Here is a 25,364-nt window from a genome sequence, read left to right as displayed (position 1 = left end):
CGATGAGCACGCGGACGCGGGTCGCCCTCGACACGAGCGCGCTCATGATGCCGGTCGAACTCGACGTTCGGCTATTCGAGGAGCTCGAGCGGCTCCTCGATTCGTTCGAGCCGACGATACCGCAGGCGGTCCTCGAGGAACTCCGGCGGCTCTCGGAGAAGGGTGGCCAGGAGGGGACGGCCGCGACCGTCGGCCACGATCTGGCGACCGAACGCTGTCTCGTCGTCGACACGGAGGCGTCGTACGCCGACGACGCCCTGGTCGAACTCGCCCGCGAGGGGAACGTCGACTACGTCGTCACGAACGATCGGCCGCTGCGCGACCGAGTGCTCGAAGCGAGCAGACCGGTAATTGCATTACGCGGGAGAAACAAGTTAGCGATCACTCAACCATAGATGTACAAACGGGTTAGACTGAAGGACACAGTAGAAGTACCGCCGGAAGAACTCGGCGACGTTTCGCCGAACCGAGTCAAGCGACTGCTCCAGGACAAACTCGAGGGGCGGATGGACGAGGAGGTCGGGAGCGTCGTCTCCGTCACCGAGGTCCACGATATCGGCGAGGGAACGGTGCTGCCGAATCGGCCGGGCGTCTACTACGAGGCCGAGTTCGACGCCGTCACCTTCGATCCACAGATGCAGGAGGTCGTCGACGGCACCGTCGTCGAAGTCGTCGAGTTCGGTGCCTTCGTCGGCATCGGCCCCGTCGACGGACTGCTCCACGTCTCACAGATCAGCGACGAGTACCTCGCCTTCGACGGCGAGAACCAGCAACTCGCCTCGAACGAATCCGCCCGCTCGCTCGGCGTCGAGGACGCCGTCCGGGCCCGCATCGTCACCAAGAGCATCGACGAGCGCAACCCGCGGGACTCGAAGATCGGCCTCACCGCGAAACAGCCGGGGCTGGGCAAACACGAGTGGCTCGAGGACGAGCGAGAGAAGCGCGAAGCGACCGCAGGTGAATAACCATGGCATCCGATCGTCTCGTCTGTCGCGAATGTCACCGGGTCAACGAACCGGATAACGAGACCTGCGACGCCTGTAACTCCTCGTCGCTGACCGAGGACTGGGCGGGCTACGTCATCATCGCCCACCCCGAGGACAGCGAGATCGCGACGGAGATGCAGATCACCGAACCGGGCGCGTACGCCCTGAAGGTTCGCTAACGCACGTGACTCGCGACGACAAGGATTCGGCGCCCGCCGAGGACGACCAGCTACTGGTTTTGCCCGACGACCTCCGCCACGAACTCAAGGAGCCGATGGGACCGATCGAGACCGATGCCCGGCGACTCCTCGAGGCCGTCGACGGTCCGCTGATCGCCGTCGGTGACGTCGTCACCTACCACATCCTGCAGGCGGGCCGCCAGCCGGACGTGGCACTCGTGGACGGCCGGACCAAACGCAGCGCCGTCGACGAGGAGATCCGCGAGGCGGTCACCGCCGGGGCGAGCATCGAGGTACGGAACCCGCCCGCGGAGCTATCCGCACCGGTTGTCCGTGCACTTCGGCGCGCGCTCGCGACCGACGAGCCGACGACGATCATGGTCGACGGCGAGGAAGATCTCGTCGCGCTGCCGGCGATCGTCGCCGCGCCCGAGGGCGCAAGCGTCGTCTACGGCCAGCCCGATGAAGGGATGGTTCACGTGAGAGTCACCGACGACCACCGAACGGAGATGCGAGCGTTGCTCGAGCGCTTCGAGGGCGACACCGAGCGGTTCTGGAATCTCTTGGAAGCGTAGGTGGCCGGCTTAGACTTCGTTACGGCCGGTCAGTCCGTTTTGACTGTCGTTTCGAGCACCCACGTACGGTCGGAGGCGGTCGTTGTGTCCACGATTGGGTTTGGATAGTCCGGCGCGGGTTTCTCTCGGGCGGTAGTTGTAGTAACCACTGACAGTCACTACACACCGGATCACATGACCGTTTGGGAGTCATGTGTAACTCGTTTCAGTGGCTACTATAGAAACGACGACGACGCACGTTCGGTCGAATACGACCCGACGACGGCCGGTTCGATGACTCGAGCCGATGCCGTTGCCAATCCTTATTTAAACTCTGAGCTATAGACGGAATAATACTTTTATGCACGGTCGATGAGTCAGTATCTGTGACAGAACAGACCGGACGGAGGCGAGTACGCTGGGACGCTCACGTCGAGTCGTAGCGTGGGATCGACACGGGCCAGTTCGTCTACGCGACTCGCAGCGAGTGTCGCTCTCGAGACCCGAGATACCCGTCGGCAGACGGACCAGTCGAGATTCATGATCGACGAAATGACACCGAATTCCAGTCAGAAACGTACTCCCGAGACAGTTCGGTGCAACACGAACGGTACTGCAGCGATAGTACTGATAGCTCCGGACCCGACTCCGAGACTCGACGAGAGGGAATGGTCGGGATCCCGAGACCGTAGTTGGGTCGAACGATGAGGTACGTCCGACTCGAGCTAACGCCACCGACCGGTGCCGTCCATCCCGCCGGGCAGCGACTGGCAGCCGAACCCGATCTCGAACGATCGGAAATCGTCTACGTCGATTCGTTCCCGGATGGGACCGGAATCTTGCTGTATCGACTCCGTGGAGGCAGTGAGGCCCTCGAATCGCAGATCGGGGATCATCCGCTCGTCCTCGATTGGGATCTCTTCGAGGGTGCGGGTGCCGACCTCTACTGTTATCTGTACGTCGACTCCGGCGAACCGGCCTCGAAACTCATGTCGCTCGTCGGTCAGGACGGGCTCATCGTCGAAACGCCGATTGAGTTCACTGACGACGGCTCGCTTCGACTCACCGTCGCGGGAACGGACGAGATGATCCAGGACGCGTATCGGGCGATCCCCGAGGGATTCGACTACGAGATCATCAAGACCGGAGAGTACGATCCGACGTCCAAGTGGTCGATCTTCGACCTGACGACGCGACAGCAGGAGGTGCTCCGAACGGCGGTGGAAATCGGCTACTACGACGTTCCGAAGCAGGCGACCCATCAAGATATCGCGAACGAACTCGACTGTGCGACGAGTACCGTCGACGAACACCTTCGAAAGGCCGAATCCGCGGTCTTTTTATCGCTCTTGGGATAGGGAGTCGACGACCCCGCGACAGCGCGACCGCAGTCTGCTCAGAACGGACTCGGTTTCCGGCGACGGATCGTCGGCCGCGGCGTCGTCGGGGACCCACGCGATACAGAGTGAGCCGCCCACCATCCCGAGAACCGTTCCGAGTCCGAACCCGCCGAGTGCGCCGAATATCGAGACGACTGCGAACAGGATGCCGACCGCGCCGAGATAGTCGGCACGATCCGGCCGGCGGAGCGAGAAGATGCCGGCCAACGACACGAACCCGGCGGACGATAGTCCGACGAGGACGTAAGGACTCGTTCCCATCCCGAACCGGAATGCGAGAGTTAGCGGAACGATGGCGATAACGATCCCGGCGACCGTCAGTATCGTTCCACCCCAGAACGGCCGATCGTCCCGCCACTCGCTGACTCGGACCAGACGTTCGTCGTTCATCGTCCGTTATCTGCGACGGAATTCCTCACGGACCTGTTATCTGCGGAAGTATTACCCACGGCACTGCTATTTGTGGCGCTATTTCCGTCAGAGCTGTCACTATCAGACTCGTTACCGTCGGAAGTGCTACCGTCAGATTCGTTACCGTCGGAACTGTTACCAGTAGACTCGTTACCACCGGAACTCCCCTCCGAGAGACACTCGATATCCGGTGCGTCGACGCCCGCATCGTCTGGATTCGTCTCCACGTCGACGTCCAGCTCGTCCAACGAAAGGTAGGTGATATACTGGTTCTCGGTCTGAATCGCACTGTCCTCGATGGTGATGTTCCGGGCCGAAATCCGCATTCGATCCCGATCGTCGTCGTATTCGACGACTTGCTCCCCGTCGAACGAGAGATTCCCTTCGAGATACGTAAAGCGCTGGGTGAGTCCCTCGAACTCCATGCTATCCGCTCGTATCGACACTCTGACCGTGTCGTTCGCGACGGGCATCTCGAGGTCCTTGAACAGGTGGAGCCCCTCGATCGTTCCGTTGTCGATGCGCGTCTCGCTGACGGGGTACTGCTCACAGACCCCGTTGTCCTCCATCGTCGAGTACTGCTCGAACCCGTTGCCCTCGAGTTCGTCGAACGCGACGGTGAACCCACCGGTATCGCTCATCGGGACGGCGACACTGGTCCCGGTGGACGCGAAGCCCCCGACGACGGTAATCAACAGGATGTTCGCGCCGAGGAAGGCGACGATGAATTTCTTGCGATCGGTTGGCACAGGTGCTCGGACGTTTCATACATGAATAATTATAATTTTGTACGTATATGGCCGGACGTATAAATAGCCGGATACCGCCACCTCGGCGTGCGATCGGTGCTGGCGGTGTGTCGGACGGTCGGATCGGCTACTGAACTTCGCCGGGAGATGGCTGTCCCGGCGCGGTCGGTAGCAATCGGTGACCGACAACCGTCCGCTATCGAGGTTGCACGATCGCCGCCCCCTCGGACGGCTCGCCCGCCAAGTCGGTCGGGTCGACGACCGACTCGGTCCCGGTCTCGTTCGCTCCGGTCGAATCCTCACCCTCTCCGCTGGTATCGTCCGTCGTATTTCCGCTTCCGCCGTCCGAATCAGTCGCGTTCTCCGTGGAATCGTCCGGATCGGTCACGTTCTCATTGTTCTCGCCCGAATCAGTCGTGTTCCCTCTGACGTCGTCCGAATCAGCCTCAGTTTCGGTAGAATCGTTTGATTGATTCGTCGGACCATCAGCTCCAGTCCCCTCCGCCGACGTTTCGGCGGTGCCGTTCGAAGACAGGTCGTACTCTTCTTCGAAGAATTCGATGAACCCCTCACTGACACCCATTTGCCGCAACACGTCCAGGAATTCGTTCCCCGGAAGCAAGATCGTGACCACGTCCGCCTCGCCCTGTCCGAACACGATATTGGTCCACGGGCCGCGGACCGAGGTGTTCTCGAATTGAACGCCCTTGAGCTGCAGCATCATCGTCTGCTTCTCCGTCGATACCCTGTCGAAACACGTCTGCTCGCCGTTGATGAACTCGGACTCGATCTCCACGAACCCCTCTCTGGCAGTGGTTCCGTTCCCGGTCGGCGACACGTTCGCCGACTGCGTCCGGAGGTTCGACGTATTCTGCTCGTAGGCGTTCATCGAGACGTTTTCGGCCGGTGCCGTATTGAGACACTGGTAGCGATAGGAATCGTCCTGTACGAGAGACGTTGGTGATTCCGGCCCCGAACTCGACAGGGTTGCGTACGCCCCGGCGGGAAGGCTCACGACGATAACGATACCCAGACAGACGGCCGCGAGGGCGGATCGACTGATCATATCCGAGTACGGTGTTCTCTAACGAAATGTCACTCACTCCGATATGTATTGCCGGGGCTATTTCCGGGCGTTTATCTGTGGCTTCGATCCGGCCAGCAGCGGACTCGAGGCCGGACTCGCCACCTCTCCGTGCGACGCTGAACCGTCAGGCGACGACCGTGTGTTCGAGGACGCCGATCCCCTTGACCTCGAGTGCGACGGTATCCCCGTCCTCGAGCCACTGCCCTAATTCGAGGCCACAGCCCTCGCCGACGGTGCCGCTCCCGATGACGTCGCCGGGGTGGAGCGTCTCGGACTGCGAGACGTGTTCGATGATCTCGGCGAACGAGTGGTACATCTCGTCGACGGTGCCCTCCGACCAGACCTCGCCGTCTATCCGGGCGGTCATCGGGGCCTCGAGCACGTCGATGTCGTCGCGGGGGACGACGTACGGCCCCAACCCGTTCGCGAAGTCCTTGCCTTTGGCCGGCCCGAGCCGCCCCTCCATTTCCTTGCCCTGGATGTCGCGAGCGCTGAAGTCGTTGAAGATCGTGTAGCCGGCGATGTGCTCGTCGGCTTCCTCGGCCGGAATGTCTCGACCGCGTTTCCCGATCACGGCCGCGATCTCGAGTTCGTAGTCCATGATCTCGGAGTAGTCGGGCCACTGAATCGTCTCCCCGGGCGCGACCACGCTGTCCGCGTTGCCCTTGTAGTAGACCGGCAGGTCGTACCAGACGTCCGCGATTTCGCCCTCCATGCTGTTCTGAACGTGCTCCTCGATCGCCATGCAGTCCCGCAGCGAGTTGGGCCGCGGAAGCGGCGCGAGCAGCCGGTACTCGCCGGGCTCGTATCGGATCTTCGCGCCGCCGGGGCCGCGATCGGCGTTCGTTTCCGCCGCGTATTCGAGCGCCTCTCTCGCGTCCGCGATCGCCCGATCGCCGCGCTCGAGGAAGGCGATCATCTCCGGCGGGACGTGGGTCCGGGCGAGGTCCGCGGGCGCGGGTTCGCCCTCGGTCGCGAGCGCCGCGCCGTAGGCCGCGGTGAGATCCACGAGCGTCGCTTCGCCGGCGGTAGTGTCGTCGGACGCGCTCGATTCGTCGACGGCGCCGATGCGTTCGACGGGGCCGACGGGGGTGTCGACCTCGAAGGTGGCGAGTTTCACGCGTCCTCACCTCCCGTTTCGTCGTCCTCGAGAAGGGCTACCGGACGGACCCACCCCGCGCTACCGTCTTCGATTTTGATGGGGAACGCGACGACCGGGATATCCGTCTTGCGTGGCAACCGGTCGAGGTTGGCCATCTTCTCGATCTGGCAGTACTCGACGTCTCGGCCCGCAAGGTGGGCCGGCCACAGTTCGCCGTCATCGCCCGACTCGACGTAGCGCTCGCCCATCGTCGCGAACGGTTTGTCGAAGCCGTAGGCGTCCGTCCCGATCACTTTCACGCCCTGCTCGACGAGGAACTTCGTTCCCTCGGCGCTCATGCCGGGGAACTCGGTCAGATACTCGGGCTGGCCCCACAGTTCGTCGGCGCCCGTCTGGATCAGGACGATCTCGCCCGGCGAGAGGTCGTGATCGAGGTCGGCCAGGGCGTCCTCGAGATCGGACGCGGAGATCTCGCTCCCCGGCTCCATCCACCGGAAATCGAGCACGACCGCATTTCCGCGACACCACTCGAGGGGGATCTCCTCGATCGTCTTCGCCGGCTCGCCGTCGACCTCGGGCCCGTAGTGCCACGGCGCGTCGAGGTGGGTTCCGGCGTGCGGGATGACCTCGAGGTCCTCCCAGGCCAGCCCCATCCCGTCGGGGAAGTCCCCGGCGTCGACGTCGTACCCCTGTTCCCGGAGGGTTTCGGCGAGCCGTTCCGCGCCCGCCTCGTGGTCGAACGCGTCGATGCTCGGCGGCGTCGGTTCGCTCGCGACGCCGTCCTCGAGGCCGATACTCAAGTCGATCAGCGTGGTTTCGTCGGCTGTCACCAGGCCGCACATAGCCGTCACGACTATCGGATCCCATATAGTTGTGCCTCCGGGACAGTCTCGAGAAACTATTTACCGAGCGGTGTGAACGTGACGACCATGTACGATTTCGTCGTCGTGGGCGTCGGGCCGCCGGGCGCTCGCTTCGCCCGTCGAGCCGCCGAAGAGGGGTACGACGTGCTCGCCCTCGAGAAGGGGCAGATCGGCGAGCCCCTGGCCTGTTCGGGCCACGTCAGTACCGACGTCTGGGAGTTCACGGGCGAGGGCGCTCGCGAGGAGCTGTTCCAGAACGAGATCTACGGCGCGCGGTTCCACGTCGGCGGGCCACACAGCGACGCGTACCCGTTCTACAAACGCGAGGTCGCCTCGAACGTCATCGATCGAGTGGGGCTGGATCGCCACCTTGCGGATCTCGCTCGTGATGCGGGAGCAGACGTTCGAGAGGAACACACGGTCACGGGCGTCACCGAACACCGCGACCGCGTCGAAATCGTCGCCAGCGGCCCCGAGGGAACCGTCGAGTTCGAGGCGAAGATGGTCGCGGGCTGCGACGGCCCGCGCTCGAGGGTTCGGGAGGAACTCGACCTTCCCGAGCCCGAGGAGTTTCTCCACGGCGTGCTCGCCTTCTCGGACGAAGCGGACCACGAGGATTTCGTCGACGTTCACCTCACGCCGCCGACGTTCTTCGCGTGGCGGATCCCGCGCGGCGAGGCCGGCGTCGAGTACGGGCTGGCGGCCCCGCCGGGCGTGCAGGTGACCAAACACTTCGAGGAACTGATCGACGGCTACGAGATCGACGTCGCCCACCGCTGTTCGGGTGCGATCCCGATCGGTCCGCCGGATCGGGTGACGACTCGCCGCGCGTTCCTCCTCGGCGACGCGGCCGCCCAGACCAAGCCGTTCACGGGGGGCGGCATCCTCTATAGCATGACCAGCGCCGATCACGCCGCCCGCGAGATCGACCCCGATCGGCCGACCACGCTCGCGGCGTACGAACGCGCGTGGCGCGACGACTTGGAGCGCGAGCAGCAACTCGGCCGCTGGATTCGACGGGCCTACTCCTTCCCCGAGCCAGTTCAGCGAATCGGGCTGGGCGCGCTGTCTGGCGAGATCGGCGTTCACATGGACCGGCCGACGTCGCTGGTCTCGATGGACCACCTCAAAGCGTTGCTCTCACGGGCGTGAGTCGTGTTACTCTATGGAACCTATGATGATCACTCCCAACCCGATACTACTGATTACGAACCCGGCTATCGATCCGAGGACGGGAACCGCACCGACGAGCGCCGAGACGACGATCGCGACGCCCAGTGCGAGGGGCCAACTGTCGCTCGCGAGTCGGCCGACGGCGAGATAGCCGTACTCTCCGGCGACCACTGCTACAAGAGCGAAGATCAGCAGCAACGGAATCGCGAGAACGATCCCGATTCCCGTGATCGCCAACACGAAAGCGATTCCGATCACGGCGATCAAACTGCCGACGCCGTAGACGAACGCGGCCCCGGGTTGCTCGAGCGCGCGATCGGTCTGTCGGCGCGTTCCGTCCGGAGCGATCGCGATTAGGAGTCCACCGATAACGAGCGTAATCAGTGCTGCAGTGATCGACTGGACGTACCACGGCGTGCTGGCTGCCGTTCCGGTACCGATACCCGCGGGGTCCCGCTGGGCGAGCACCGCCGACGATTCGGCAAGCAGGAATTCTACCGTTGCAAGTACCGTCGTCGGGAGGCGAAGCGAGGCGAGTGCTGACACGTTTTCAATCTGTATATTTCGTGTATAAATTTTGCTGATCGCTTCTCTCGGGACTGCTACGGTCTATCGAACGACAGATCGAAGGGGGTGGTCCCGAAACGAGCGGTCGATGACGAGTTGGCAGGCGGCTGCGATCGCGTTCGTCGCGGGACTCCTCGAGCGCTGCGGGATCGTCGACGCCGACCGGTTCCCACCGATCGCCGAGCTGGCGTGGCCCCGGATCGTCACCGGCTTCGCGATCATGTCCAAGCAGACGGCCGATCTCGCGATGGTCGGGATCGCCGTCGGGACGGCGGGCACTGCGGGGCTGGCGTTCGCGCTCGGCTACTGGCAGATCGTGACGCTGCTGGGACTCGGCCTCGCGGGCGGTACCGTCACGCTCGTCTCGCAGAATTACGGCGGCGAGGAAACCGGCCGCGCGTCGCTGGCCGTCACCCAGAGCGTCGTGCTCGCGACCGCGATTTCGCTTCCGGTCGCAGGGATCTTTCTCGCCGTCCCCGACCGTCTGATCGGGCTGCTCGGCGCGGATCCCGATGCCCTTCGTCACGGCAGCGTCTACCTCGTCTACGTCGCGCCGGCGGTCGTCTTCGAACTCCTCAATCTCATCGCCAGCCGGACGTACACCGGCGTCGGCGACACGTTCACCGAGATGGTGGCCCGGGCCGGCGGCGCGGTGCTCAACGTTCTCCTCAGCGGGCTGCTGATATTCGGGCTCGGTCTGGGTGCTGCCGGTGCCGCGATCGGGACGACCCTCGCGAGCGGGTTCGTGACGGTCGTCCTCGCGTGGGGCATGCTCGGCCGGTCGTACGGTCGCCTCGGCATGGAGCCCAGTCCCGTCCCGATCACGCGAGGCGGGCCGTGGATCGAGCCGACGCTGCTCCGCCAGTTGATCGAAATCTCGCTGCCGGAAGTCGGTCGGCGGCTCGCACAGGGTATCGTCGTCTTTCCCCTCCTCTGGATCGCCGCCTCGTTCGGGCCGGTCGTCGTCACGGCCCTCGAGGTCGGCCGCCGGGTACGAGCCCTGATCAACAGCGTCAACTGGGGCCTGTCGCTGGCCTCGAGTTCGCTCGTCGGACAGCACCTCGGTGCGAACGAAGAGGAAGTAGCCGTGGGCTACGGCGCGGATATCATCCGGCTCTCGACGGTGATTTACACCGGAATCGCGGTTCTCGTCGTGCTCTTCGCCCGGCCGATCGCGGGGGTGTTCGTCACCGGTCCGGCGGAGGCCGCGCAGGCCGCCGCGTTCGTCGTCGTCGGAGCGATCAGTTCGATCGGATACGGTATCGACGGCGCCGCTGCGGGGGCGCTGCTCGGTGCCGGCGACACTCGCTGGCCGTTCGTCGCCTCCCTGCTCGGTCGCTACGCCTTCGCCCTCCCGGCGGCCGCGCTGGGACTGGTCACGCCGCTCGGCGTCGGCGGACTCTACCTCGCGCTCTTCCTCGAGACGACCGTCCCGGGCGGGATCAACTACTGGCTGTTCCGAACCGGTCGGTGGAAGGCGGTGAGCCGTCGGTATCGGCCGTCGTCGGAGCCCAGCTAACTCGCGACAGCGGACGGGAAACGAGGCCGTCGAGCAAGCATACCCCCGGCCAAGGACTATGCACTTCGTCGGTGTCCGTTGGCGCGTATCATGAGCGAAACCGCCAAAGTCATCAAGCTGGTCGGTAACTCGACCGAATCCTGGGAAGACGCCGCACAGAGCGCGCTCGAGGACGCCGACGAGACGCTCGAGGAGATCACGGGAATCAAGATCGAATCCCAGACGGCGGACGTCGAGGACGGTCAGATCGAATCGTACACGACGACGATTCACGTCTCGTTCGGCCTCCAACGGTAGGGTCCTCGAGGCGAGACGACTCGCATCCGCTTGGTTCCTCCAATCGGCAGCTCGCAGCAGCTACTCTCGGCTACCCATGGTCGAACGCGAGAACGATCCGACTGCCCCGGGTGAGAACGACGTCGACGACTCTCCTATCGGCAGTGGCGTCGCCATCGGGATCTCAGTGGGCGTCCTCCTCGGCGTTGCAACGGAAAATCTCGCGCTGTGGCTCCCGATCGGCGTTGCGATCGGTGCCGGCCTCGAAGCGGCACTGCGCTAACGACCGGACCTCACGGCCCATTCGCGGATCGAACGGTCGCCTGCTGGTTTCCGTCGCTCCCTCGCTCTTGGGCGACGACGTACTGAACCTCGACGACGACTCCCTCGTCGGTGTGCGGGCTGATCTCCTCGTACAGTCGGTCGGCGAGTCCCGGTACCGGGCCGGGTTCGCGGCTTGAAACCGTGACGACGACCCGCTCGACCGACTGGATCGGGTACTCGCCGTCGAGTTCGACCGCTACTTCTTCGCTCTCGAGGCCCTCGTACTGCTGTCGGGCGAGCACCGCGTCGACCTCGTCCTCGGCCGCCGACTGGAGTTCGGTGGTGTGGAAGTCCAGCAGCGTAACGCCGGCGAGCGGCGCGGCGAGCACCAACAACCCGACTCCGAAGATCGCCGCGTAGGTGTACGTCGGCGTCCGGGTGGGCGACACCTCGAACAGTCCCTGCGGCCGGTAGCCGGCGATCCACAGCGTCGCCAGCGCGGCGAGGTTGATCGACAGGAGGTTCACGATCACGAGGACGGCGGCCCCGATCGCCGCACCGGACATCCCCCAGGCGACCGTGATCCCGACCGCGGCCGAGGGCGGGATGAGCGCCGCGGCGATCATGACGCCGACGATGGCCTCGGAAAACCCTCGCGTGAGGCTCAGGATGCCGGCGATTCCGGCACCGAGGGCGACCGCGAGCGAGAACAGGTTCGGCGCGACCCGCTCCTCGAGTTCGGTGGCGACGACGATGTCAACCCCCGCGGGCTCGAGGCCGGCCAGTCGAGCCAGCGTGGCGAGGGCGATGGAGGCGACGACGACTATCGCCACGCCGATGACCTGATAGGTGAAGCCGGTCCGCTTGAGTCGATTGTCTCCAGTTACGATACCGACGTTGGCCGCGAGCGCGGGGCCCAGAAGCGGCGCGATGACCATCGCCCCGATCACGACCGCCGGCGAGTCGGCCAGCAACCCGGCGGTGGCGACGACGGCGCTGATGAGCAACATGATCGCGTAGATCGTAAACGGAGGCGTGAGTTCGTCCGCTTTCGTCCGCAACACCTGTCGCGACGTGCGAGCACCCAGCTGGCCGCCGCGGCTGTAGCGGTCTCGAAGCCTCGTGAATCCCCCCGAAATGACAGTTTCGGCGTTGATCACGACGACGCTGGCTTCCTCACTGATTCCGGCCCGCTTCAGGCGGTCGAGGAGCGGTTCGACGGCCCGAGTCGGAACCGGGAACCGGACGACTGCGGCGTACCCCCTGCCGCTGGTTTCGTCGCTGACGACGTACTCAATCTCTTCCGACTCGAGGATATCGAGAACGGCCCGCCGCTTCCCCTCCGGCACCGTAATCTCCAGATAGCGCATACTGTGGCCACACTCGAGTCGCGGATAGTAGTCGGGTCGGCAGTGGACGGGTTTCAGTCCCGCTCAGTCGTCCGTCCCGACGATTCCGCAGGCGATCGCTTCGGGTTCGACCAGCTCCTCCCCCTCGACGGCGTCGGGATGCAACAGGAGGACCGTATCGTCGGGCATCTCGTTTTCGACCCGAACCCGCCGACCCAGGACCTCCTCGAGGTCGTCGACGTCGTCGATGTCGAACTCCCGCTCGACGAGGCGTTCGGCGTTGGCCCGCGAGAGGATGAAAACGAGTTCCCCCGGTTCGAGGTGTTCGCTCTCGGCGGCCTCGAGCAGGGTCGCGAGCGCGTCCGAGGAGACGCGCTCGAGCGATCGGATCGTCACCCGTTCCGTGTCCGACCCCGGCGCTTGCTGTGACTGCGTGCGGATGCGAGCGGTCAGTTCCTCGAAGTCGGTCTCGGCGTCGATACGCGAGTTCATACTGCGTGCTCGGTGAGTGTCGCCCTTGACGGTGTGGCCGGCCAGTTCCGGTCGTCGACCGGTCCGATCGACGGCTCGGCGCTCGAGCCCGGTGATCGGTATCACCGATCCCGACAGTCAGGTCCGTCGCAATAGCGGTTTTTACGCGTCGATGGTGTACGAAGCCCGATGTCGACGATAGCCGATCTCCGGCTTCCGGCGGCCGACTCCGTGCTGGCGTCCACGTTCGAGCGCGCGCCGGAGGCAACGTTCGAACTCGAGTCCTCGGTATCGAAGACGCGTCCCTCCCTGTGGGTTTCCGGCGTCGATTGCGAGACAGCCACTGCTGCCTTCGAGGCGGACCCCTCGGTCGAAGAGGCGGAACTCCTCGTCGAAACGGGATCGCGGCTGTTGTACGACGTCACCTTCACCGAGGGGACGGGCACGACCCGCCTCTGGGACGACCTGCTCGCGAACGGCGGCTCGCTACTCGAAGCGCGGGCGAGCGACGGCTGGTGGCAGGTGACGGTTCGCTACCGCGACCGCGATGCGTTGTGTGACGCGTACGATCGGCTGGTCGATCGGGGGATCAACGCCGACCTCCGGCGCGTGACCGACGTGACCGACGTCGACGACCACGAGACGCGCTTGACGCCCGAACAGCAGGAAGCCCTCGAGGCGGCCCTCGAGTACGGCTACTTCGAAATCCCCCGCGGCGTTTCGATGGAGGAACTGGCCGAGGAACTGGGGATCTCCCATCAGGCGCTCTCGGAGCGGTTTCGACGGGCCTACGAGACGTTGGTGGATGCCGAACTCCAGCCCGCGGGGGAGCGATCGCGACTCGAGTGACCGCGGATTGCCGTCCGAGCGATCACTGAGTGCCGTGATAGGACGGGAACGCGGCACAATGGTTATTTGATTGGATTGCGTTCGCCCCCACATGGCTGACCGACTTTCCGACGCGGAGATCGACGAACATCTCCCTGACAACTGGGAACAGGACGACGACGAGATCGTGCGAGTGTACGAGTTCGACGACTACCTTCGCGGCGTCAACTTCGCACAGATGGTCGGCGAAATCGCCGAGGCGCAGTTCCATCACCCCGAGATCATCATCCGATACTCCGGCGTCGAGATCCGGCTGACCTCCCACGAGGACGGCGGCGTCACCGACAAGGATATCGAAATGGCGGAACTGATCGAGTCCGAACGCAACGCCTGAGACCGAAATCGGTCGGTTCAAAGGCTTTCAACCGACGTCACGACCGACGATAGCGGCGTCTCCGGGCCGCCTCGAGTGGACGCTTTCGGTTGCCCGCGTCGATGGACTTCTGCGTATCGACCACACCGCGACCGAAGGGTGTGGATTGATAACACGCTCCCCTCCATATTTATATGCTCACCTGTGGCCGGCTTCTATGATGTTTACGAGCGACCAACGGCTATCCGTTCCGGACGAACTCGCAACCTCACAGGCGAAACTCGTGTATCCGTCCCTTCTCGCCGGCGGCGACGCGAGGGTGACCGATCTACAGCGGACGCTCGGACTATCCAAACTCACGCTCTTTGCCGTTCTCGAATCCCTCGCGGCGACGGACCTCGTCGAGCGCACGGAGGGAGGCTATGTCTGCACGTGAACCCGGCGTGTCGCTGCTCGTCGATTCCGATTCCCGGGGGCACGTTCACATCGACTGCTACGTGCGATCGGCTATCCCGACCGGCGTCTCCGAACAGATCACGACGCTCGTCGAACGCCTCCGAACGCTCCGGGAATGTGGCTGCGTCGACGAGGTGGACGTCTCCCGATGGCCATCGAAGCGTTCCATCGCGGCGGAGACGGAACCGACGTGCGACGAACTCGTCGCCGAGTTCGAACGGTGGGCCGACCGACACGGCTATTCGCTCGAGCCCGGGTTCCGTCGGCGGACGATCCCGCCGTCACCGCTCGGCGTCGACGCCGAGGCGCGCGAGCGGGTGCGAGTGCCGCTCGTGGCGCTGGCGCTCTACGAGGAGGACGCCGACGCCGAGATCCTTCGCGGCGTCGTTCCGTGTACGGAACTATCGTATACGGACGACGAGCATACGTATACCGTCGACGAGTGGCTCGCGACTGTCGAAACGCGGGCCCTCGACGAGCCCGTCCGTAGCTCTCAGATCGATCGGAAACCGCTGCTGGAGGGGCAGTGACGGAAACACCGATCCGAAGATACCGGTACGACGGCCGTTTTCCGGCGGATCGCACGTGAACGGTCGTTCGCGAGTCCAGCGGGCCGCCGGCTCAGCGCTCACCGGCTGCGTTCGCTCTATCTGGATCGTCGACACCGCTCGAGTCCGCCTCCTCGACGACGTCGTGCGCGAGCAGCGATCGCGTTCGGTCGCCCTCGGGGGCCTCGTAGGTGACGATCTCGAGGAGATTTCCGTCGGGATCGAGGACGTAGAACCCCTCGAACTCGCCCCAGTCGTAGGGCCCCTGGTTCGGAAACTGTCCCTCGAGGGCGTCGATCAGTGAGTCGTAGGTCTGGCGGTCGGTCTCGAACGCGAGATGGGCCTTGTCGAGGGGGTGGTCGAGCCCTCGCTCGTCCCAGTTCTCGGCGCGACCCGTTTCGGCCAGCGTCACGACGGTCTCGCCGGCTCGAAACATCGCGTGGTCCCCCTCGAAATCCGCGGGCGGTCTGACCAGATCGAGTTCGAGGGTCTCCCGGTAAAATTCGTAACACGGCTCGAGGCTGTCGACATCGACGTTGATGTGGTCGACGGCGTCCATACGTCTCGATACCACGCGGATGTTCAATATACTGATCGTGGCCCTCTCCGGCGGGCGGTGGTTCCCGCGGGGCTCTCACCCCTGATCGACCGCCGACGCCGTCCGTCGCCAGTCGGGCTCTTCTCGCGGCGGTGCGAGGACGCCGATGCCGACCGCGTCGTCAGTACTCCGGTTTTCCGCACCGTGTTGCTCGTTACTCGAGAACATGTAGGCGTCGCCGGCCGCGAGCGTGTACTCCTCGCCCTCGACGATCGCGACGAGTTCGCCGTCGGTGACGAAGCCGATCTGCTCGTTCGAATGGGAATGTGACGGCAACGTCGCCCCCGGTTCGATCCGCCAGTAGATCATCCCCGCCCGTTCCCCCGCTGGAAGGGGCGCGAGGTGGACCCCGTCGGCGACCTCCTCGAACTCCGCGCGGGCTGTCGATAGCTGTTCCATGGGAACGGGGGTCACTCTCAACGGAATCACAAATAAACGTATCGTGAAAACGTTTTAAGCATCTCAACGGTGTGGCGTGTCCTATGCTAGCAGACCGTGCTGTCAGGGTGTTTCACCTCCCGTTCTCGTTCGTGTTACCACAGAAGGTAGCGATCGAACGAGGCTACTTCCGCGAAGAGGGGCTCGCGGTCGACCTGGTCGAACGAGACAGACGGGACGTGTCCGTCAAGTACATTCCCGCGGAGGAGACGCTGACGGGCGAGTACGACGTGGATCTCTACCCCATCTGCAAGTGGGAGAGCATCCGCCGGACGTGGACTATGGGCGACGGCCGGGTCGTCGCGAACGGGACCTTCGCCAGCCTTCCCTACACGGTGTTCACGCGCCCCGACACCGACATCGAGACGCCGACCGACCTCGCCGACGTACCGGTCGGCGTCAACCGCCGGACCGGTCAGGAGTACACCGCGCGCAAAGCCCTCGAGGACTACGTCTCCCCGGCGGAGATCGACCTCGTCGGCTGCGGAATGCCGACGGACAGACTGCAGGCGCTCTCCGAGGGCCGCGTCGATGCGGTAACGCTCATCGATCCCCACAGCACCCTCGCCGACCACCTCGGCTTCCGGCGACTCCTCGAGTACGACAACCACATGGGAATCGTCGGCAGCGACGACGTCGATCGGGACGTACTCGAGGCGTTCCTCCGCGCCTACGGCCGCGCGGTCGACGAGATCAACGCCGAGCCCGACGCGTTCCGCGGCACGTATCTGGAACTGCTCGAAGCCGATGCGGCGGTCGCACCCGAGCTGTTCGACGACGTCGACGTCGACGCGGTCCGCCAGGAGCTCACCGTGCCGCGGTACGAGGTTCCCGACCCCGTCGACCGCGAGGAACTCGACGACCACCTCGACTGGATGCAGTCCCGCGGGTTGATCGACGAGAGCGCGGCGATCGACGACATCGTCGCGCCGCTGTAACTGCGTTTCGAGACGCCAGCACGCATCCCACCAGACTCCAGCCATGACAACCATCGACATCAGTTCCCAGCAGGCCGCGATCGACGAGTTCCAGGGCGACCCGGGCGATCGACCCGTCCTGCGTGCACGATTCGAACACAACGGCAGCCCGCGGTATATGCTGTACACGATCAAGCGGTTCGGCTACGACCACGACCACGGCTTCCACCTCGATCTGCAGCTCGTCTCCGACGAACTCGACGAGGGCCGCGAGACCGTCGAGGCGAAACTCCAGGAGGGCGACGCCGATCTGATCGACATCGATTACATCTCGACGGCCCGCGAGCGCGCGGCGGGCGCGCCGATCGTGGCCTTCCACCCCTGCGGCCAGACGGTCAGCGGGCTGGTCGCGCCGACCGACTCGCCGATCGAGGGACTCGAGGATCTCTCCAGGCACCGAATAGGCGTCGTCAGACGCCTCGACAAGAACTGGATCCTCGTCCGGGCGGCCTGTCGGGAGTTTCACGGCTTCGACCCCGACGAAACCGCCACGCCGGTCGAAGCCGGATCGAAGGTCGAACTCACCCGGCTGCTCGAGGACGGAGAGGTCGACGCGATCCTGCAGTTCTGGCAGATCGTCCCGGAGATCGTCGAGACCGGTCCCTACCGCGAGGTGCTGCGGATGTCGCGGCTCGTGGACCGCCTCGCCGACGCCGGGACCGAGGCCGACGCCGATCGGCCGATCCCCGTCTCGACGTTCCTGACGAGCGAGGCGTATCTCGACGCGCATCCGGATGCAGTCCGTGGGTTTCAAGGTGCCTATCGGGACGCCGTCGAACGGCTGCAGCGGGACGACGAGCTCTGGGATGAGATCGGCGAGCAACTCATGTACGAGAGCGACCCCGCGGTCGTCCGCGCCGTCCGCGACCGGTGGCGCGAGATGGTCGTTCCGGACTGGGACGAGACCACCGTCGAGGGGATGGAGCGCCTGTTCGACCACCTCGGATCCGTCGCGGGCGCGGACGCGCTCGGCATCGACGACCTCCCCGACGGACTGTTCCGGACCGACCTCGAGGTGGAGGCGTGACCGTTCCCGAACCGGTCTCGTTCCAGCTCAACTGGGAGCCGAACGGCTTCCAGTCGCCGTACTTCCTCGCCCGCGAGGAGGGGTTCTACCGCGAGGAGGGCCTCGAGATCCAGTTCGTCGAGGGCCACGGCTCGCCGTACGCGGCCGAACGCGCCGCCCGCGGCGACGCGGATATCGCCCTCGCCGGTGCGAGCGCCGTGCTGGCAAAACAGAGCGAGGGGTTCGCCCCGCTCGCGGTCGCCGCGGTGACCCAGAAGACGCCGGCGGCCGTCTACACCCTCCGGGACGTCTTCGGCGAACCGCTCTCCGAACCCGAGCAACTCGCCGGTCGGACCGTCGCGCCCTCCGCGACGAAAACGCGAATCCTCACCGCCCAGTTGCTCGAGAACGCGGGCATCCGGGACGAGGTCGACCTTCTCGACGTCGATCCGCATACGCACCACCGCGTCCAGCATAAGGTGATCGACGGGACGGTCGACGCCGCGGTCGGCGTGGTCACCAACGGGATCGAAATCGGCCGGGAACGCGATCGGACGCCCGACGAACTCCCGATCGGCGAGTATCTGGATATCTACGGGATGACGCTCGTCACCGGTCCCGAATTCGCGGCCGAACGATCGAAGACGGTTCGATCCTTCCTGCGGGCGACCGCCCGGGGCTGGGCCGCCGCGACTCGGGACCCGGAGCGTGCGATCGACGTGCTGGTCGACCGAAACGCGACGCTCGAGCGCAATAGGGACATCGAGCGCCTCAAGTTCGAAACCGCCGCACACCAGTTACAGTTCACGCTGCACGTCCGAACGCACGGGTGGGGCGCGCAGGATCCGGACCGCTGGTATCGACTCGGCGAGACGCTTTCCGAAACGGCCCTGCTCGACGGCGATATCGATCCGAATGCGGCGTGGACCGACTCGCTCCGGCCCGACGACCCGGTCGTGACCGAGTACGCCGATCGAGTTCGATCGACGACGGAGTAACGGCTCCGGGAATTGGTATACGGGCGAAATGGGTCAAGCGCCTCGGGGCCGTCCGAGAATCAACGATTCTCTGGATGACGTGAGATCGTCGGTTTCTCTAAGTACTTGGCCTTGAGGCGGTTCACCGGTCGTACGACGATGCGGCTTCCAACTCGTCGCTCTCGCGTCCGTCGTCCGTCTCGGCACACGGGTCGAGTGCGGCACACGTTTCGAGAAGGGGTTCGATGCGTGTCGGCGGACAGTCGAGACACAGATCGCCGCGTCGCTGATCGTAGGAAATAACGTCCGCATCCTCCAACATCGGGATGTCGACGTGGACGAGCGAGAGCTTGATGTCGTCGTATCTGACCTCATCACGATCGTCGGGGACCGTTCGTTCCAACCGGGTCGCGACGCGTTTCGCGAGCGTCTCTACGTCTCGATGGTCCGCGGCATCCAGACAGTAGAGAATACACCGGCGGCGGTGATGACTCAGTATCCGTAACAGTTCGTCGAGATCGGCCGCTCCGCCATCGCCCATCTTCGACCCGATGACGGTTTCATCCTCGAGGCCGCTGTGCCGGTGATCACCGCTGGAATCCGAATCCGTCTCGACCATGCCAGTAGGAGGGCGTACTATCCGGTTATATATTCGGGGTGGTATCCGATGGGTTATTTATACGAATTCGCTTCACCTCGATAGTACTCGGGACGGGGGTAGGTCCGGCTGAGCCGGTAGCCGATCCGTACACGGGGGCTGGCTCTCCACTTCGCCCGCTGAACGGCGATAAACATTTACTCGAGAACCGCATAGACTTTCCTCCGATGGACCTCGAGCGTGAGTACGACTTCTGGCTGCTCGACCTCGACGGGACGCTCGTCGACGTCGAGTGGTCCTACACTCGCGACGTGTTCGACCGGGTCGGCGACCGGCTCGGCCGCAAGTTCACCGACCGGGAGGCCGATATCCTCTGGAACGGCCTGACCGGCTCTCGGGACCGGCAACTCGAGGAGTGGGGCGTCGACCCCGGATCCTTCTGGGAGGCGTTCCACGACGAGGAGGATCCGCTGGTGCGAGCCGAACAGACCTATCTCCACGAGGACGCCGCGTTCGTCGCGGAGCTCGACGCTCCGGTCGGATTGGTCACGCACTGTCAGGAGTTCCTCTGCGAGCCGGTCCTCGACAACCTCGGAATCCGCGACTGGTTCGACGCGCGGCTGTGTTGCACCGAGGAGACGGGCTGGAAGCCCGATCCGGGACCCGTCCAGCGGGTGATGACCGACCTCGGTGTCGCTCACAACGGCCACCTGGGCGTCCTCGCCGGTGACGGGGCGAACGACGTCGGCGCGGCCTGGAACGCCGGCCTCGATGCGATCCACGTCGAACGGGTCGGTCACGAACGGCGGGGTCAGTGCGTGCTGGGCGACTACCGCGTCCGCTCGTTCGACGAACTGTATTGAACGGCTCACGGGCGGGTAATCAACGCGTTTTTCGAACGGCGTACTCGAGGAACGGGACGAAAGCAGCGGTTCTGCGACCGCGGCAACTGCGAATAGCCTCGCCTTTCCAGCCGATTTCTCCTCACGGGTGCGTTGCACCCGTCTGTTCACGGGCCGTGCGCGGCGTCCGCAGGCGTGGGTTCCACGTCTGCTGTGGGCGAGAATCGCTCTGCGATTTTCGACCGCTACGCGTCCCGAATTCGAGGCGGGCGCGAACCCTGCAGTTCCGCGCTCCCGCTCGGTCGCTCGCACCGGATCGATAGCGACGGCGGGACCGAAAGGGCTTCGGGAGCCCGGTGGGTGAGGAACGCACGATGAAGTACTGTCTCGACTGTGACTGGAGTACGTCCGCCGCCGACGAGCCGTCTCGGAGCGACCGCTCTCGTGCGGCCATCGCCCACCACGTGGACACGGGTCACACGATCGACTCGAGCGAGTCGATCCGCCCTCCGACGACGCCTGCCGTCCCGAGCGAGATCCTCCTCCGCGATCTGGTCCCGTCCCGCGACTGAGCGATCGCGTCGCGCGCTTCGAACCCGCGGAACCGACGCTCGCTACCCGTAGTGTTCCTCGAGGTAGTCGACGATTTCGTCGCTCTCGTAGAGGGATTCTTCGCGGTCGGTGTCGACGAGAAACGGAATCGCGTCTTCGCCGCCGAGGTCAATCATCGCCTCGTGGGTCCAGTCGTTGCGTACGTCGCCACCCTCGTTGCCGGGCCGTCGAGGGTTGTGAATTACGTACGAGACGCCGAGATCGGTCAGTTTTTGCCGGACGTCCGCGCTGTGAGGACAGCTCTCCGCCTGGTAGAGTTCGAGCATTCGATAGTCCCGACTACACTACCGATCCTAAACGTTGGCCCGGCAACTCCCGTTGTCGGCTAGTAGTAGCTCAGTCGCCATAGTCACGCTTTCTTACCGTTTTTTCGACAAGAAAGCTTATGCCGGGATGTTCGGCTTATCGAAGCATGGCACGCGACACATCGGTCGAGAACCGAACTGACGCGGCTGCAACGGATAGTACGCTTCCCAACCTCGTGACGATCGTCGGACGCGGCGTTCCATCGAACTACGAGATCGCTGTCGACGGCGACCTCGAGATGCTCGCCGACGATCCCGTCGCCGAGGGAACGGTCGTCGCCGGCGGCGTCGCCGAGGGTTCGATCGACGTTGGCGTTCAGCGATTCCGCTTCTCCGGCCAGATGGCGAACGTCCGCCTCGTCGACTGGAACGGGACCGAAGCACCCGACTCCTCGAGCGTCCCGACGGTCCACGTCGAGTACGGCGCACCGAATCGATAACGCGGCTTCGACGCGGCTGACTCTGCAGTGAGAGCGGCGGATCTGGGACGGTCTATTCTGCCGTGCGGAGTAACTGCAGAACCCGATACCGAACGGTACACTGACTATCGAGTCGAATCGTCCGAAAATCTATAGTAGTCGTTGAAACGAGTTACTCACCGCTCGAGCGTCGCGCTCCGATCAATCGTCGTCAGTCGCGCCGATCCCCGCCTCGCCGTTCGCGCCGGTGACGGCTGTGGGTGGTGCGAACGCGCCGTCGTCCGCGTCGAACTCCGGATTGAACAGCTGGAGCGCGGTATGGATCGTACTCCAGTCGTCCTCGGCGGCCGCCTCCCGTAGACTCTTCGTCGGCGGAGCGAGCAACTGGTTGACCAGCGAGTCGGCCATCGATTCGACGACCTCGCGCTGGTCCTCGGTAACCTCGCCGTCGAAGTGTGACAGCGCGGTGTCGACCTCCCGTTCCTTGATCCGCTCCGCCGATTCGTACATCGCCGCGATCGCCTCGTCGGCGCGGGCCCGCTTGTACTGCTCGCAGAGCAGGTCGAATTCGCGGTCGATAATCGCCTCAACCTCGCGAGCGGCGTCGGCTCGCTGCTCGCGGGTCTCGTCGGTGATCGACTCGAGGTCGTCCAGGTCGAAGACGCACACCGAGGGTAGCGCGGTCGCCGCCGGGGCGACGTCGCGGGGCTGCCCGAGGTCGACGACCACCTGCTCCGGTTCGGCCCCGGTCGCGTCGCCGTCCGCGAAATGGCGACGCTCGAGTACCGGTTCCTCGCTACCGGTTGCCGCCACGACGACGTCGGCACGGGTCGCGACGGTATCGAGTGCCTCGAGCGGTGCGGCCGTCGCCGTGACGTCGGTCTCGTCCGTAATGTCGTCGATGAGGTGTTCCGCGTGGGCGACCGTTCGGTTGGCGACGACGAGTTCGTCGACGCCGGCCGCGGCCAGACTGCGCGCGGCGAGCTGTCCCATCTCGCCGGCCCCGACGACCAGTGAGAACGCACCCTCGAGATCGATCTCCTTTGCAACGCGTCGCGTCGCGGCCGAACCCAGCGACACGACGCCTTCGTTGATTTCGGTCTCGGTACGGGCCCGTTCGCCGACGTGAATCGCCTTCGTGACGGCGGATTCGAGCATCGAGCCGATGCCGTCGGCGTCGCGGGCGTCCTCGTAGGCGGTCCGGACCTGGCCGATGATCTGATCCTCGCCGAGGATCACGGACTCGAGCCCGGCGGCCACCCGAAGCAGATGCCGGAGACTCTCGTCGTGGTCGGTCGTCACGATGGCCTCGTCGTCGATACCGGCGAAAAATTCCTCGAGGGCGGCGCGGCCGACGGCGTGGTCCGAGCCGACGACGTACGCCTCGACCCGATTGCACGTCGAGAGGACGTACGCCTCTTCGATGTCGGGAACGGTCAGGAGTGCCGCGACTGCGGCGTCCTGACTCTCGGGGCTGACGGCAGCCAGTTGGTCGACGTTTCCACTCCTGTGGGTTACCCGCCCGGCAGTCACGACCCCGGTCGACATCACGGCCGATCCCCCTCGGTTGCTAGCTCCTCGCCGAGCACGTCCTCGATCACTTGCGGACAGTTGGAAGTACCCGTACGTAAAGCTGTCCAAACATCCGGAGAATTGACGACATCCGTAACGATCTCCCGCCGTCGGTCGACGGCCACGTCGCGCGCCTTGAGCTCCTCGCGCAATCCCGCACAGACCCGTGCCATCTCGCCGGCTCCGTCGAGCGTCCCCTCGAGTTCCTGCCGGAGATACTTGCTCAGTGCGGGTGCCGTCCCGCCGGTCGCGACCGCGACGGTCACCGGATCCTCGCGTACGGTCGCGGGAACGACGACGCTGTCAACCTCGCGCTCTCCCGACCGATCCGCCCGGTTGACGAGCACGCCTCGCTCGCGGGCCGCATCGGCGACGGCCTCGTTGATCGCCTCGTCGTCCGTCGCGGCGACGACCAGCGCGGGCGTCGTTCGCTCGAGCCACGCCGGGATCTCGTCGGCGGTCGGTGCGGCACGAATCAGTTCGGCCTCGTCGAAGTCCCGATCCGCGAAGGCGGGGCTGACGACGACCACCTGCGCCTCGCGGGCGAACCGTCGCGCTTTCCGGGCCCCGACCGGACCGCCGCCGACGACGAGCACCGTCGCGTCCGTGAAATCGTGCAGTAGTGGTATCATTGTGGTCGATCGAGTCGAACTACCCGGCGTTACCGCTCCCTCGTGTTCGCATCGGCGCGCGCTGCCATCCGAATGCCGGTCTTCTTCAATATTTGCGTCGAAAACAGCGAATCCCAGTCCCCGTCGGCCACGTCCCAGTGCTCGCTCATGGTATCGCGAACCTGTTCGATGCGTCGCTGGCTCTCTTCTTCGCTGCGGCCGTGGGTCATCGCGAAGAAGTTGTACGGCCAGACCCCCTCGTGGCGCGGCCGCCGGTAACAGTGCGTCACGAACGGCAGCGAGGCGACGTCGGGGCCGACTTGGGGAACGACCTCGTCCGGGACGTTCCAGACCGTCATTCCGTTCTCCGTGTAGCCCAGCGCGTAGTGGTTCGGTACGACGCCGATCCGTCGGATCTTCCCCTCGCGATCGAATCGCGCGATCGTCTCGAGCACCCACTGGACGTCCTGGCCGATCGCCTCCGCTATGTCCGCGTACGGCGTTTCGGTCAGGGGGAAGCCGTCCTGGATCTCGAGGACGAGGTCCCGTTCGGCCGGTGAGAGCGCGGACTCGTCGGTCGGCGTGACATCCGGTCCGAGTTCGGTGCAGTCGATTCCGGCGGCGTCGACGTCCCCGTCGCCGTCGAACGGCCCGTCGACGTAGAACTTGGCCTCGACGCGGAACTCCTGCCGTTTGGGCAGGTTGTACGTTTCCTGTCCCGTTTCGGCTTCGATTTCGGCCAGCACCTCCTCGACGCGGTCCTCCTCGGCGACGCTCACGACGAACCAGACGTTCAGGTGCGGATGTTCGCGCTCGTAGTTGTGGGCCACCTCGCGGTGGTCGTTGACCTGATCGACGATCTCGTCGAACCGGTCGTCGGGGGCGTGCATGGCGACGAGGGTCGCCGCGCCGCCGATCTCCTGGGCGTTGACGAGCGACCCGAATCGGGAGAGGACGCCCCGCTCGTCGAGGTCGCGAACGATCTCGAGCAGTTCCGACGCGTCGATGTCGACCCCGCGGTCGCGCATGGCTGTCGCGGCCGGCTCGAAGGGCCGTTCCACGACGGGAAATCCGCCCTGAAAGGCGTTGACGACCGCCCGCTCGCGTTCCGTGAGGTCGACGTCCGTGCTCATACGGGGCTCTCGGGACTGCCACAGTATAAGCAGACCGGAGACGGTTCCCTTACGCCGTCTCGTGACCGCTCGATATCCCTCCGGCGGACTCGGTCGAAACCCGTCGACGATAGTCTACCCA

The 25,364-nt window shown here is 64.9% G+C and carries 34 protein-coding genes; 19 read left to right on the top strand and 15 right to left on the bottom strand.

Annotation, left to right across the window (positions count from 1 at the left end; all coding sequences use genetic code 11):
• The first annotated feature begins 2 nt into the window (after positions 1 to 2).
• The 5 genes from LDB05_RS12060 (at position 3) to LDB05_RS12040 (ending at position 3,077) form a co-directional block, all read left to right on the top strand.
• The gene (locus LDB05_RS12060) at positions 3 to 395 is read left to right on the top strand and encodes a type II toxin-antitoxin system VapC family toxin (RefSeq protein WP_226004236.1); all 393 of its coding nucleotides are present in this window, start codon (positions 3 to 5) and stop codon (positions 393 to 395) included.
• Positions 396 to 965: a DNA-directed RNA polymerase gene (locus LDB05_RS12055; RefSeq protein ID WP_226004235.1), complete on the top strand. Its 570-nt coding sequence runs from the start codon at positions 396 to 398 to the stop codon at positions 963 to 965.
• Between the two features lie 2 nt (positions 966 to 967).
• Complete coding sequence (gene spt4 / locus LDB05_RS12050) at positions 968 to 1,165, top strand: transcription elongation factor subunit Spt4 (RefSeq protein WP_006180733.1); 198 nt, start codon at positions 968 to 970, stop codon at positions 1,163 to 1,165.
• Between the two features lie 5 nt (positions 1,166 to 1,170).
• Entirely contained in the window at positions 1,171 to 1,740 is a 570-nt protein-coding gene (locus LDB05_RS12045) for a GTP-dependent dephospho-CoA kinase family protein (protein ID WP_226004234.1), read from the top strand.
• Between the two features lie 683 nt (positions 1,741 to 2,423).
• Entirely contained in the window at positions 2,424 to 3,077 is a 654-nt protein-coding gene (locus LDB05_RS12040) for a helix-turn-helix domain-containing protein (RefSeq protein ID WP_226004233.1), read from the top strand.
• Here the strand turns inward: LDB05_RS12040 and LDB05_RS12035 are convergent.
• The 5 genes from LDB05_RS12035 to LDB05_RS12015 all read right to left on the bottom strand — a co-directional run bounded on the left by LDB05_RS12035 (position 3,060) and on the right by LDB05_RS12015 (position 7,310).
• The gene (locus tag LDB05_RS12035) at positions 3,060 to 3,509 is read right to left on the bottom strand and encodes a DUF6114 domain-containing protein (protein WP_226004232.1); all 450 of its coding nucleotides are present in this window, start codon (positions 3,507 to 3,509) and stop codon (positions 3,060 to 3,062) included. The two genes, LDB05_RS12040 and LDB05_RS12035, sit on opposite strands and share 18 nt — an antisense overlap.
• The gene (locus LDB05_RS12030) at positions 3,506 to 4,279 is read right to left on the bottom strand and encodes a hypothetical protein (protein WP_226004231.1); all 774 of its coding nucleotides are present in this window, start codon (positions 4,277 to 4,279) and stop codon (positions 3,506 to 3,508) included. The genes LDB05_RS12035 and LDB05_RS12030 overlap by 4 nt, the downstream gene beginning before the upstream one ends.
• Positions 4,280 to 4,475: 196 nt before the next feature.
• A complete protein-coding gene (locus LDB05_RS12025; protein WP_226004230.1) occupies positions 4,476 to 5,345 on the bottom strand; it encodes an MSCRAMM family adhesin SdrC in 870 nt (289 codons plus the stop codon).
• 145 nt (positions 5,346 to 5,490) lie between these two features.
• Entirely contained in the window at positions 5,491 to 6,486 is a 996-nt protein-coding gene (locus tag LDB05_RS12020) for a fumarylacetoacetate hydrolase family protein (RefSeq protein WP_226004229.1), read from the bottom strand.
• Positions 6,483 to 7,310, bottom strand: coding sequence for a cyclase family protein (locus LDB05_RS12015; protein WP_226004228.1), 828 nt, complete (start codon positions 7,308 to 7,310; stop codon positions 6,483 to 6,485). Before LDB05_RS12015 ends, LDB05_RS12020 begins: the two co-directional genes overlap by 4 nt.
• 87 nt (positions 7,311 to 7,397) lie before the next feature.
• Between LDB05_RS12015 and LDB05_RS12010 the strand changes: the two genes are divergently transcribed.
• Positions 7,398 to 8,483 (top strand): geranylgeranyl reductase family protein, encoded by a 1,086-nt coding sequence (locus LDB05_RS12010; protein ID WP_226004227.1) that lies wholly within the window; start codon positions 7,398 to 7,400, stop codon positions 8,481 to 8,483.
• A 6-nt stretch (positions 8,484 to 8,489) separates the two neighbouring features.
• Here the strand turns inward: LDB05_RS12010 and LDB05_RS12005 are convergent, their stop codons facing one another.
• Positions 8,490 to 9,050 carry a DUF8173 domain-containing protein gene (locus LDB05_RS12005; RefSeq protein WP_226004226.1) on the bottom strand — a complete coding sequence of 187 codons (561 nt, stop codon included), beginning with the start codon at positions 9,048 to 9,050 and terminating at the stop codon, positions 8,490 to 8,492.
• Positions 9,051 to 9,159: 109 nt separating this feature from the next.
• Between LDB05_RS12005 and LDB05_RS12000 the strand changes: the two genes are divergently transcribed.
• The 3 genes from LDB05_RS12000 to LDB05_RS11990 all read left to right on the top strand — a co-directional run bounded on the left by LDB05_RS12000 (position 9,160) and on the right by LDB05_RS11990 (position 11,149).
• Positions 9,160 to 10,590, top strand: coding sequence for an MATE family efflux transporter (locus LDB05_RS12000; protein WP_226004225.1), 1,431 nt, complete (start codon positions 9,160 to 9,162; stop codon positions 10,588 to 10,590).
• 90 nt (positions 10,591 to 10,680) lie between these two features.
• Positions 10,681 to 10,887, top strand: coding sequence for a dodecin family protein (locus LDB05_RS11995; protein ID WP_226004224.1), 207 nt, complete (start codon positions 10,681 to 10,683; stop codon positions 10,885 to 10,887).
• Positions 10,888 to 10,963: 76 nt separating this feature from the next.
• Positions 10,964 to 11,149, top strand: coding sequence for a glycine zipper domain-containing protein (locus LDB05_RS11990; RefSeq protein WP_226004223.1), 186 nt, complete (start codon positions 10,964 to 10,966; stop codon positions 11,147 to 11,149).
• Positions 11,150 to 11,159: 10 nt separating this feature from the next.
• On the opposite strand, the gene LDB05_RS11985 is transcribed toward LDB05_RS11990, so the two are convergent.
• Positions 11,160 to 12,500 carry a TIGR00341 family protein gene (locus tag LDB05_RS11985; RefSeq protein WP_226004222.1) on the bottom strand — a complete coding sequence of 447 codons (1,341 nt, stop codon included), beginning with the start codon at positions 12,498 to 12,500 and terminating at the stop codon, positions 11,160 to 11,162.
• A 63-nt stretch (positions 12,501 to 12,563) separates the two neighbouring features.
• Positions 12,564 to 12,971 (bottom strand): hypothetical protein, encoded by a 408-nt coding sequence (locus tag LDB05_RS11980; RefSeq protein ID WP_226007905.1) that lies wholly within the window; start codon positions 12,969 to 12,971, stop codon positions 12,564 to 12,566.
• A 168-nt stretch (positions 12,972 to 13,139) separates the two neighbouring features.
• Between LDB05_RS11980 and LDB05_RS11975 the strand changes: the two genes are divergently transcribed.
• The 4 genes from LDB05_RS11975 (at position 13,140) to LDB05_RS11960 (ending at position 15,137) form a co-directional block, all read left to right on the top strand.
• Complete coding sequence (locus tag LDB05_RS11975; protein WP_226004221.1) at positions 13,140 to 13,799, top strand: helix-turn-helix domain-containing protein; 660 nt, start codon at positions 13,140 to 13,142, stop codon at positions 13,797 to 13,799.
• 91 nt (positions 13,800 to 13,890) lie between these two features.
• Positions 13,891 to 14,172, top strand: coding sequence for a 4a-hydroxytetrahydrobiopterin dehydratase (locus tag LDB05_RS11970; RefSeq protein WP_226004220.1), 282 nt, complete (start codon positions 13,891 to 13,893; stop codon positions 14,170 to 14,172).
• Between the two features lie 199 nt (positions 14,173 to 14,371).
• The gene (locus tag LDB05_RS11965; protein ID WP_226004219.1) at positions 14,372 to 14,587 is read left to right on the top strand and encodes a helix-turn-helix domain-containing protein; all 216 of its coding nucleotides are present in this window, start codon (positions 14,372 to 14,374) and stop codon (positions 14,585 to 14,587) included.
• A complete protein-coding gene (locus LDB05_RS11960; RefSeq protein WP_226004218.1) occupies positions 14,574 to 15,137 on the top strand; it encodes an HTH domain-containing protein in 564 nt (187 codons plus the stop codon). The genes LDB05_RS11965 and LDB05_RS11960 overlap by 14 nt, the downstream gene beginning before the upstream one ends.
• A 91-nt stretch (positions 15,138 to 15,228) precedes the next feature.
• Here LDB05_RS11960 and LDB05_RS11955 read toward each other — a convergent pair whose 3' ends face one another.
• Positions 15,229 to 15,714, bottom strand: a complete 486-nt coding sequence (locus LDB05_RS11955; RefSeq protein ID WP_226004217.1) for a VOC family protein — start codon at positions 15,712 to 15,714, stop codon at positions 15,229 to 15,231.
• A gap of 75 nt (positions 15,715 to 15,789) precedes the next feature.
• The gene (locus LDB05_RS11950) at positions 15,790 to 16,152 is read right to left on the bottom strand and encodes a cupin domain-containing protein (RefSeq protein WP_226007904.1); all 363 of its coding nucleotides are present in this window, start codon (positions 16,150 to 16,152) and stop codon (positions 15,790 to 15,792) included.
• A gap of 83 nt (positions 16,153 to 16,235) precedes the next feature.
• Between LDB05_RS11950 and LDB05_RS11945 the strand changes: the two genes are divergently transcribed.
• The 3 genes from LDB05_RS11945 to LDB05_RS11935 are packed head-to-tail and all read left to right on the top strand — an operon-like array spanning position 16,236 to position 19,172.
• Positions 16,236 to 17,129, top strand: coding sequence for an ABC transporter substrate-binding protein (locus LDB05_RS11945; RefSeq protein WP_226004216.1), 894 nt, complete (start codon positions 16,236 to 16,238; stop codon positions 17,127 to 17,129).
• A gap of 43 nt (positions 17,130 to 17,172) precedes the next feature.
• The gene (locus tag LDB05_RS11940; RefSeq protein WP_226004215.1) at positions 17,173 to 18,195 is read left to right on the top strand and encodes an ABC transporter substrate-binding protein; all 1,023 of its coding nucleotides are present in this window, start codon (positions 17,173 to 17,175) and stop codon (positions 18,193 to 18,195) included.
• Positions 18,192 to 19,172, top strand: a complete 981-nt coding sequence (locus LDB05_RS11935) for an ABC transporter substrate-binding protein (protein WP_226004214.1) — start codon at positions 18,192 to 18,194, stop codon at positions 19,170 to 19,172. The genes LDB05_RS11940 and LDB05_RS11935 overlap by 4 nt, the downstream gene beginning before the upstream one ends.
• A 121-nt stretch (positions 19,173 to 19,293) precedes the next feature.
• On the opposite strand, the gene LDB05_RS11930 is transcribed toward LDB05_RS11935, so the two are convergent.
• Complete coding sequence (locus LDB05_RS11930) at positions 19,294 to 19,770, bottom strand: DUF7344 domain-containing protein (protein WP_226004213.1); 477 nt, start codon at positions 19,768 to 19,770, stop codon at positions 19,294 to 19,296.
• A gap of 206 nt (positions 19,771 to 19,976) precedes the next feature.
• Between LDB05_RS11930 and LDB05_RS11925 the strand changes: the two genes are divergently transcribed.
• On the top strand, positions 19,977 to 20,612 hold the full coding sequence (locus LDB05_RS11925) for an HAD family hydrolase (protein WP_226004212.1): 636 nt from the start codon (positions 19,977 to 19,979) through the stop codon (positions 20,610 to 20,612).
• Positions 20,613 to 20,965: 353 nt separating this feature from the next.
• Complete coding sequence (locus LDB05_RS11920; protein ID WP_226004211.1) at positions 20,966 to 21,163, top strand: hypothetical protein; 198 nt, start codon at positions 20,966 to 20,968, stop codon at positions 21,161 to 21,163.
• A gap of 42 nt (positions 21,164 to 21,205) precedes the next feature.
• Here the strand turns inward: LDB05_RS11920 and LDB05_RS11915 are convergent, their stop codons facing one another.
• Positions 21,206 to 21,469 (bottom strand): glutathione S-transferase N-terminal domain-containing protein, encoded by a 264-nt coding sequence (locus tag LDB05_RS11915; protein WP_226004210.1) that lies wholly within the window; start codon positions 21,467 to 21,469, stop codon positions 21,206 to 21,208.
• Positions 21,470 to 21,615: 146 nt separating this feature from the next.
• On the opposite strand from LDB05_RS11915, the gene LDB05_RS11910 reads away from it, so the two are divergent.
• Positions 21,616 to 21,948 carry a hypothetical protein gene (locus tag LDB05_RS11910; RefSeq protein WP_226004209.1) on the top strand — a complete coding sequence of 111 codons (333 nt, stop codon included), beginning with the start codon at positions 21,616 to 21,618 and terminating at the stop codon, positions 21,946 to 21,948.
• A 180-nt stretch (positions 21,949 to 22,128) separates the two neighbouring features.
• On the opposite strand, the gene hemA is transcribed toward LDB05_RS11910, so the two are convergent.
• Genes hemA through ahbB form a run of 3 tightly spaced genes read right to left on the bottom strand, consistent with a single transcriptional unit; the run spans position 22,129 to position 25,243 of the window.
• Positions 22,129 to 23,475: a glutamyl-tRNA reductase gene (gene hemA / locus LDB05_RS11905; protein WP_226004208.1), complete on the bottom strand. Its 1,347-nt coding sequence runs from the start codon at positions 23,473 to 23,475 to the stop codon at positions 22,129 to 22,131.
• Positions 23,475 to 24,131, bottom strand: coding sequence for a precorrin-2 dehydrogenase/sirohydrochlorin ferrochelatase family protein (locus LDB05_RS11900; RefSeq protein ID WP_226004207.1), 657 nt, complete (start codon positions 24,129 to 24,131; stop codon positions 23,475 to 23,477). The genes hemA and LDB05_RS11900 overlap by 1 nt, the downstream gene beginning before the upstream one ends.
• Before the next feature lie 29 nt (positions 24,132 to 24,160).
• Positions 24,161 to 25,243: a siroheme decarboxylase subunit beta gene (gene ahbB / locus LDB05_RS11895; protein ID WP_226004206.1), complete on the bottom strand. Its 1,083-nt coding sequence runs from the start codon at positions 25,241 to 25,243 to the stop codon at positions 24,161 to 24,163.
• Positions 25,244 to 25,364 lie beyond the last annotated feature (121 nt).

Source organism: Natrinema salinisoli (genome assembly GCF_020405205.1).
Lineage (GTDB): Archaea > Halobacteriota > Halobacteria > Halobacteriales > Natrialbaceae > Natrinema > Natrinema salinisoli.
The sequence above is the reverse complement of the archived record's forward strand: the minus strand, read 5'-3'. Positions and strand labels throughout refer to the sequence as shown.

Excerpts from the sequence above, each read along its gene's own strand:
- LDB05_RS11995 (WP_226004224.1), top strand. The coding sequence starts at position 10,681 with ATGAGCGAAACCGCCAAAGTCATCAAGCTGGTCGGTAACTCGACCGAA.
- LDB05_RS11925 (WP_226004212.1), top strand. The coding sequence starts at position 19,977 with ATGGACCTCGAGCGTGAGTACGACTTCTGGCTGCTCGACCTCGACGGG.
- LDB05_RS11985 (WP_226004222.1), bottom strand. The coding sequence starts at position 12,500 with ATGCGCTATCTGGAGATTACGGTGCCGGAGGGGAAGCGGCGGGCCGTT.
- LDB05_RS12060 (WP_226004236.1), top strand. The coding sequence starts at position 3 with ATGAGCACGCGGACGCGGGTCGCCCTCGACACGAGCGCGCTCATGATG.
- LDB05_RS11970 (WP_226004220.1), top strand. The coding sequence starts at position 13,891 with ATGGCTGACCGACTTTCCGACGCGGAGATCGACGAACATCTCCCTGAC.
- LDB05_RS11920 (WP_226004211.1), top strand. The coding sequence starts at position 20,966 with ATGAAGTACTGTCTCGACTGTGACTGGAGTACGTCCGCCGCCGACGAG.
- LDB05_RS12035 (WP_226004232.1), bottom strand. The coding sequence starts at position 3,509 with ATGAACGACGAACGTCTGGTCCGAGTCAGCGAGTGGCGGGACGATCGG.
- LDB05_RS12055 (WP_226004235.1), top strand. The coding sequence starts at position 396 with ATGTACAAACGGGTTAGACTGAAGGACACAGTAGAAGTACCGCCGGAA.
- LDB05_RS12010 (WP_226004227.1), top strand. The coding sequence starts at position 7,398 with ATGTACGATTTCGTCGTCGTGGGCGTCGGGCCGCCGGGCGCTCGCTTC.
- LDB05_RS12025 (WP_226004230.1), bottom strand. The coding sequence starts at position 5,345 with ATGATCAGTCGATCCGCCCTCGCGGCCGTCTGTCTGGGTATCGTTATC.
- LDB05_RS11950 (WP_226007904.1), bottom strand. The coding sequence starts at position 16,152 with ATGGAACAGCTATCGACAGCCCGCGCGGAGTTCGAGGAGGTCGCCGAC.
- LDB05_RS11965 (WP_226004219.1), top strand. The coding sequence starts at position 14,372 with ATGTTTACGAGCGACCAACGGCTATCCGTTCCGGACGAACTCGCAACC.
- LDB05_RS11945 (WP_226004216.1), top strand. The coding sequence starts at position 16,236 with ATGCTAGCAGACCGTGCTGTCAGGGTGTTTCACCTCCCGTTCTCGTTC.
- LDB05_RS11955 (WP_226004217.1), bottom strand. The coding sequence starts at position 15,714 with ATGGACGCCGTCGACCACATCAACGTCGATGTCGACAGCCTCGAGCCG.
- LDB05_RS11900 (WP_226004207.1), bottom strand. The coding sequence starts at position 24,131 with ATGATACCACTACTGCACGATTTCACGGACGCGACGGTGCTCGTCGTC.
- LDB05_RS11930 (WP_226004213.1), bottom strand. The coding sequence starts at position 19,770 with ATGGTCGAGACGGATTCGGATTCCAGCGGTGATCACCGGCACAGCGGC.
- LDB05_RS11975 (WP_226004221.1), top strand. The coding sequence starts at position 13,140 with ATGTCGACGATAGCCGATCTCCGGCTTCCGGCGGCCGACTCCGTGCTG.
- LDB05_RS11940 (WP_226004215.1), top strand. The coding sequence starts at position 17,173 with ATGACAACCATCGACATCAGTTCCCAGCAGGCCGCGATCGACGAGTTC.
- spt4 (WP_006180733.1), top strand. The coding sequence starts at position 968 with ATGGCATCCGATCGTCTCGTCTGTCGCGAATGTCACCGGGTCAACGAA.
- LDB05_RS11990 (WP_226004223.1), top strand. The coding sequence starts at position 10,964 with ATGGTCGAACGCGAGAACGATCCGACTGCCCCGGGTGAGAACGACGTC.
- LDB05_RS12040 (WP_226004233.1), top strand. The coding sequence starts at position 2,424 with ATGAGGTACGTCCGACTCGAGCTAACGCCACCGACCGGTGCCGTCCAT.
- ahbB (WP_226004206.1), bottom strand. The coding sequence starts at position 25,243 with ATGAGCACGGACGTCGACCTCACGGAACGCGAGCGGGCGGTCGTCAAC.
- hemA (WP_226004208.1), bottom strand. The coding sequence starts at position 23,475 with ATGTCGACCGGGGTCGTGACTGCCGGGCGGGTAACCCACAGGAGTGGA.
- LDB05_RS12000 (WP_226004225.1), top strand. The coding sequence starts at position 9,160 with ATGACGAGTTGGCAGGCGGCTGCGATCGCGTTCGTCGCGGGACTCCTC.
- LDB05_RS12015 (WP_226004228.1), bottom strand. The coding sequence starts at position 7,310 with ATGTGCGGCCTGGTGACAGCCGACGAAACCACGCTGATCGACTTGAGT.
- LDB05_RS11910 (WP_226004209.1), top strand. The coding sequence starts at position 21,616 with ATGGCACGCGACACATCGGTCGAGAACCGAACTGACGCGGCTGCAACG.
- LDB05_RS11915 (WP_226004210.1), bottom strand. The coding sequence starts at position 21,469 with ATGCTCGAACTCTACCAGGCGGAGAGCTGTCCTCACAGCGCGGACGTC.
- LDB05_RS11980 (WP_226007905.1), bottom strand. The coding sequence starts at position 12,971 with ATGAACTCGCGTATCGACGCCGAGACCGACTTCGAGGAACTGACCGCT.
- LDB05_RS11960 (WP_226004218.1), top strand. The coding sequence starts at position 14,574 with ATGTCTGCACGTGAACCCGGCGTGTCGCTGCTCGTCGATTCCGATTCC.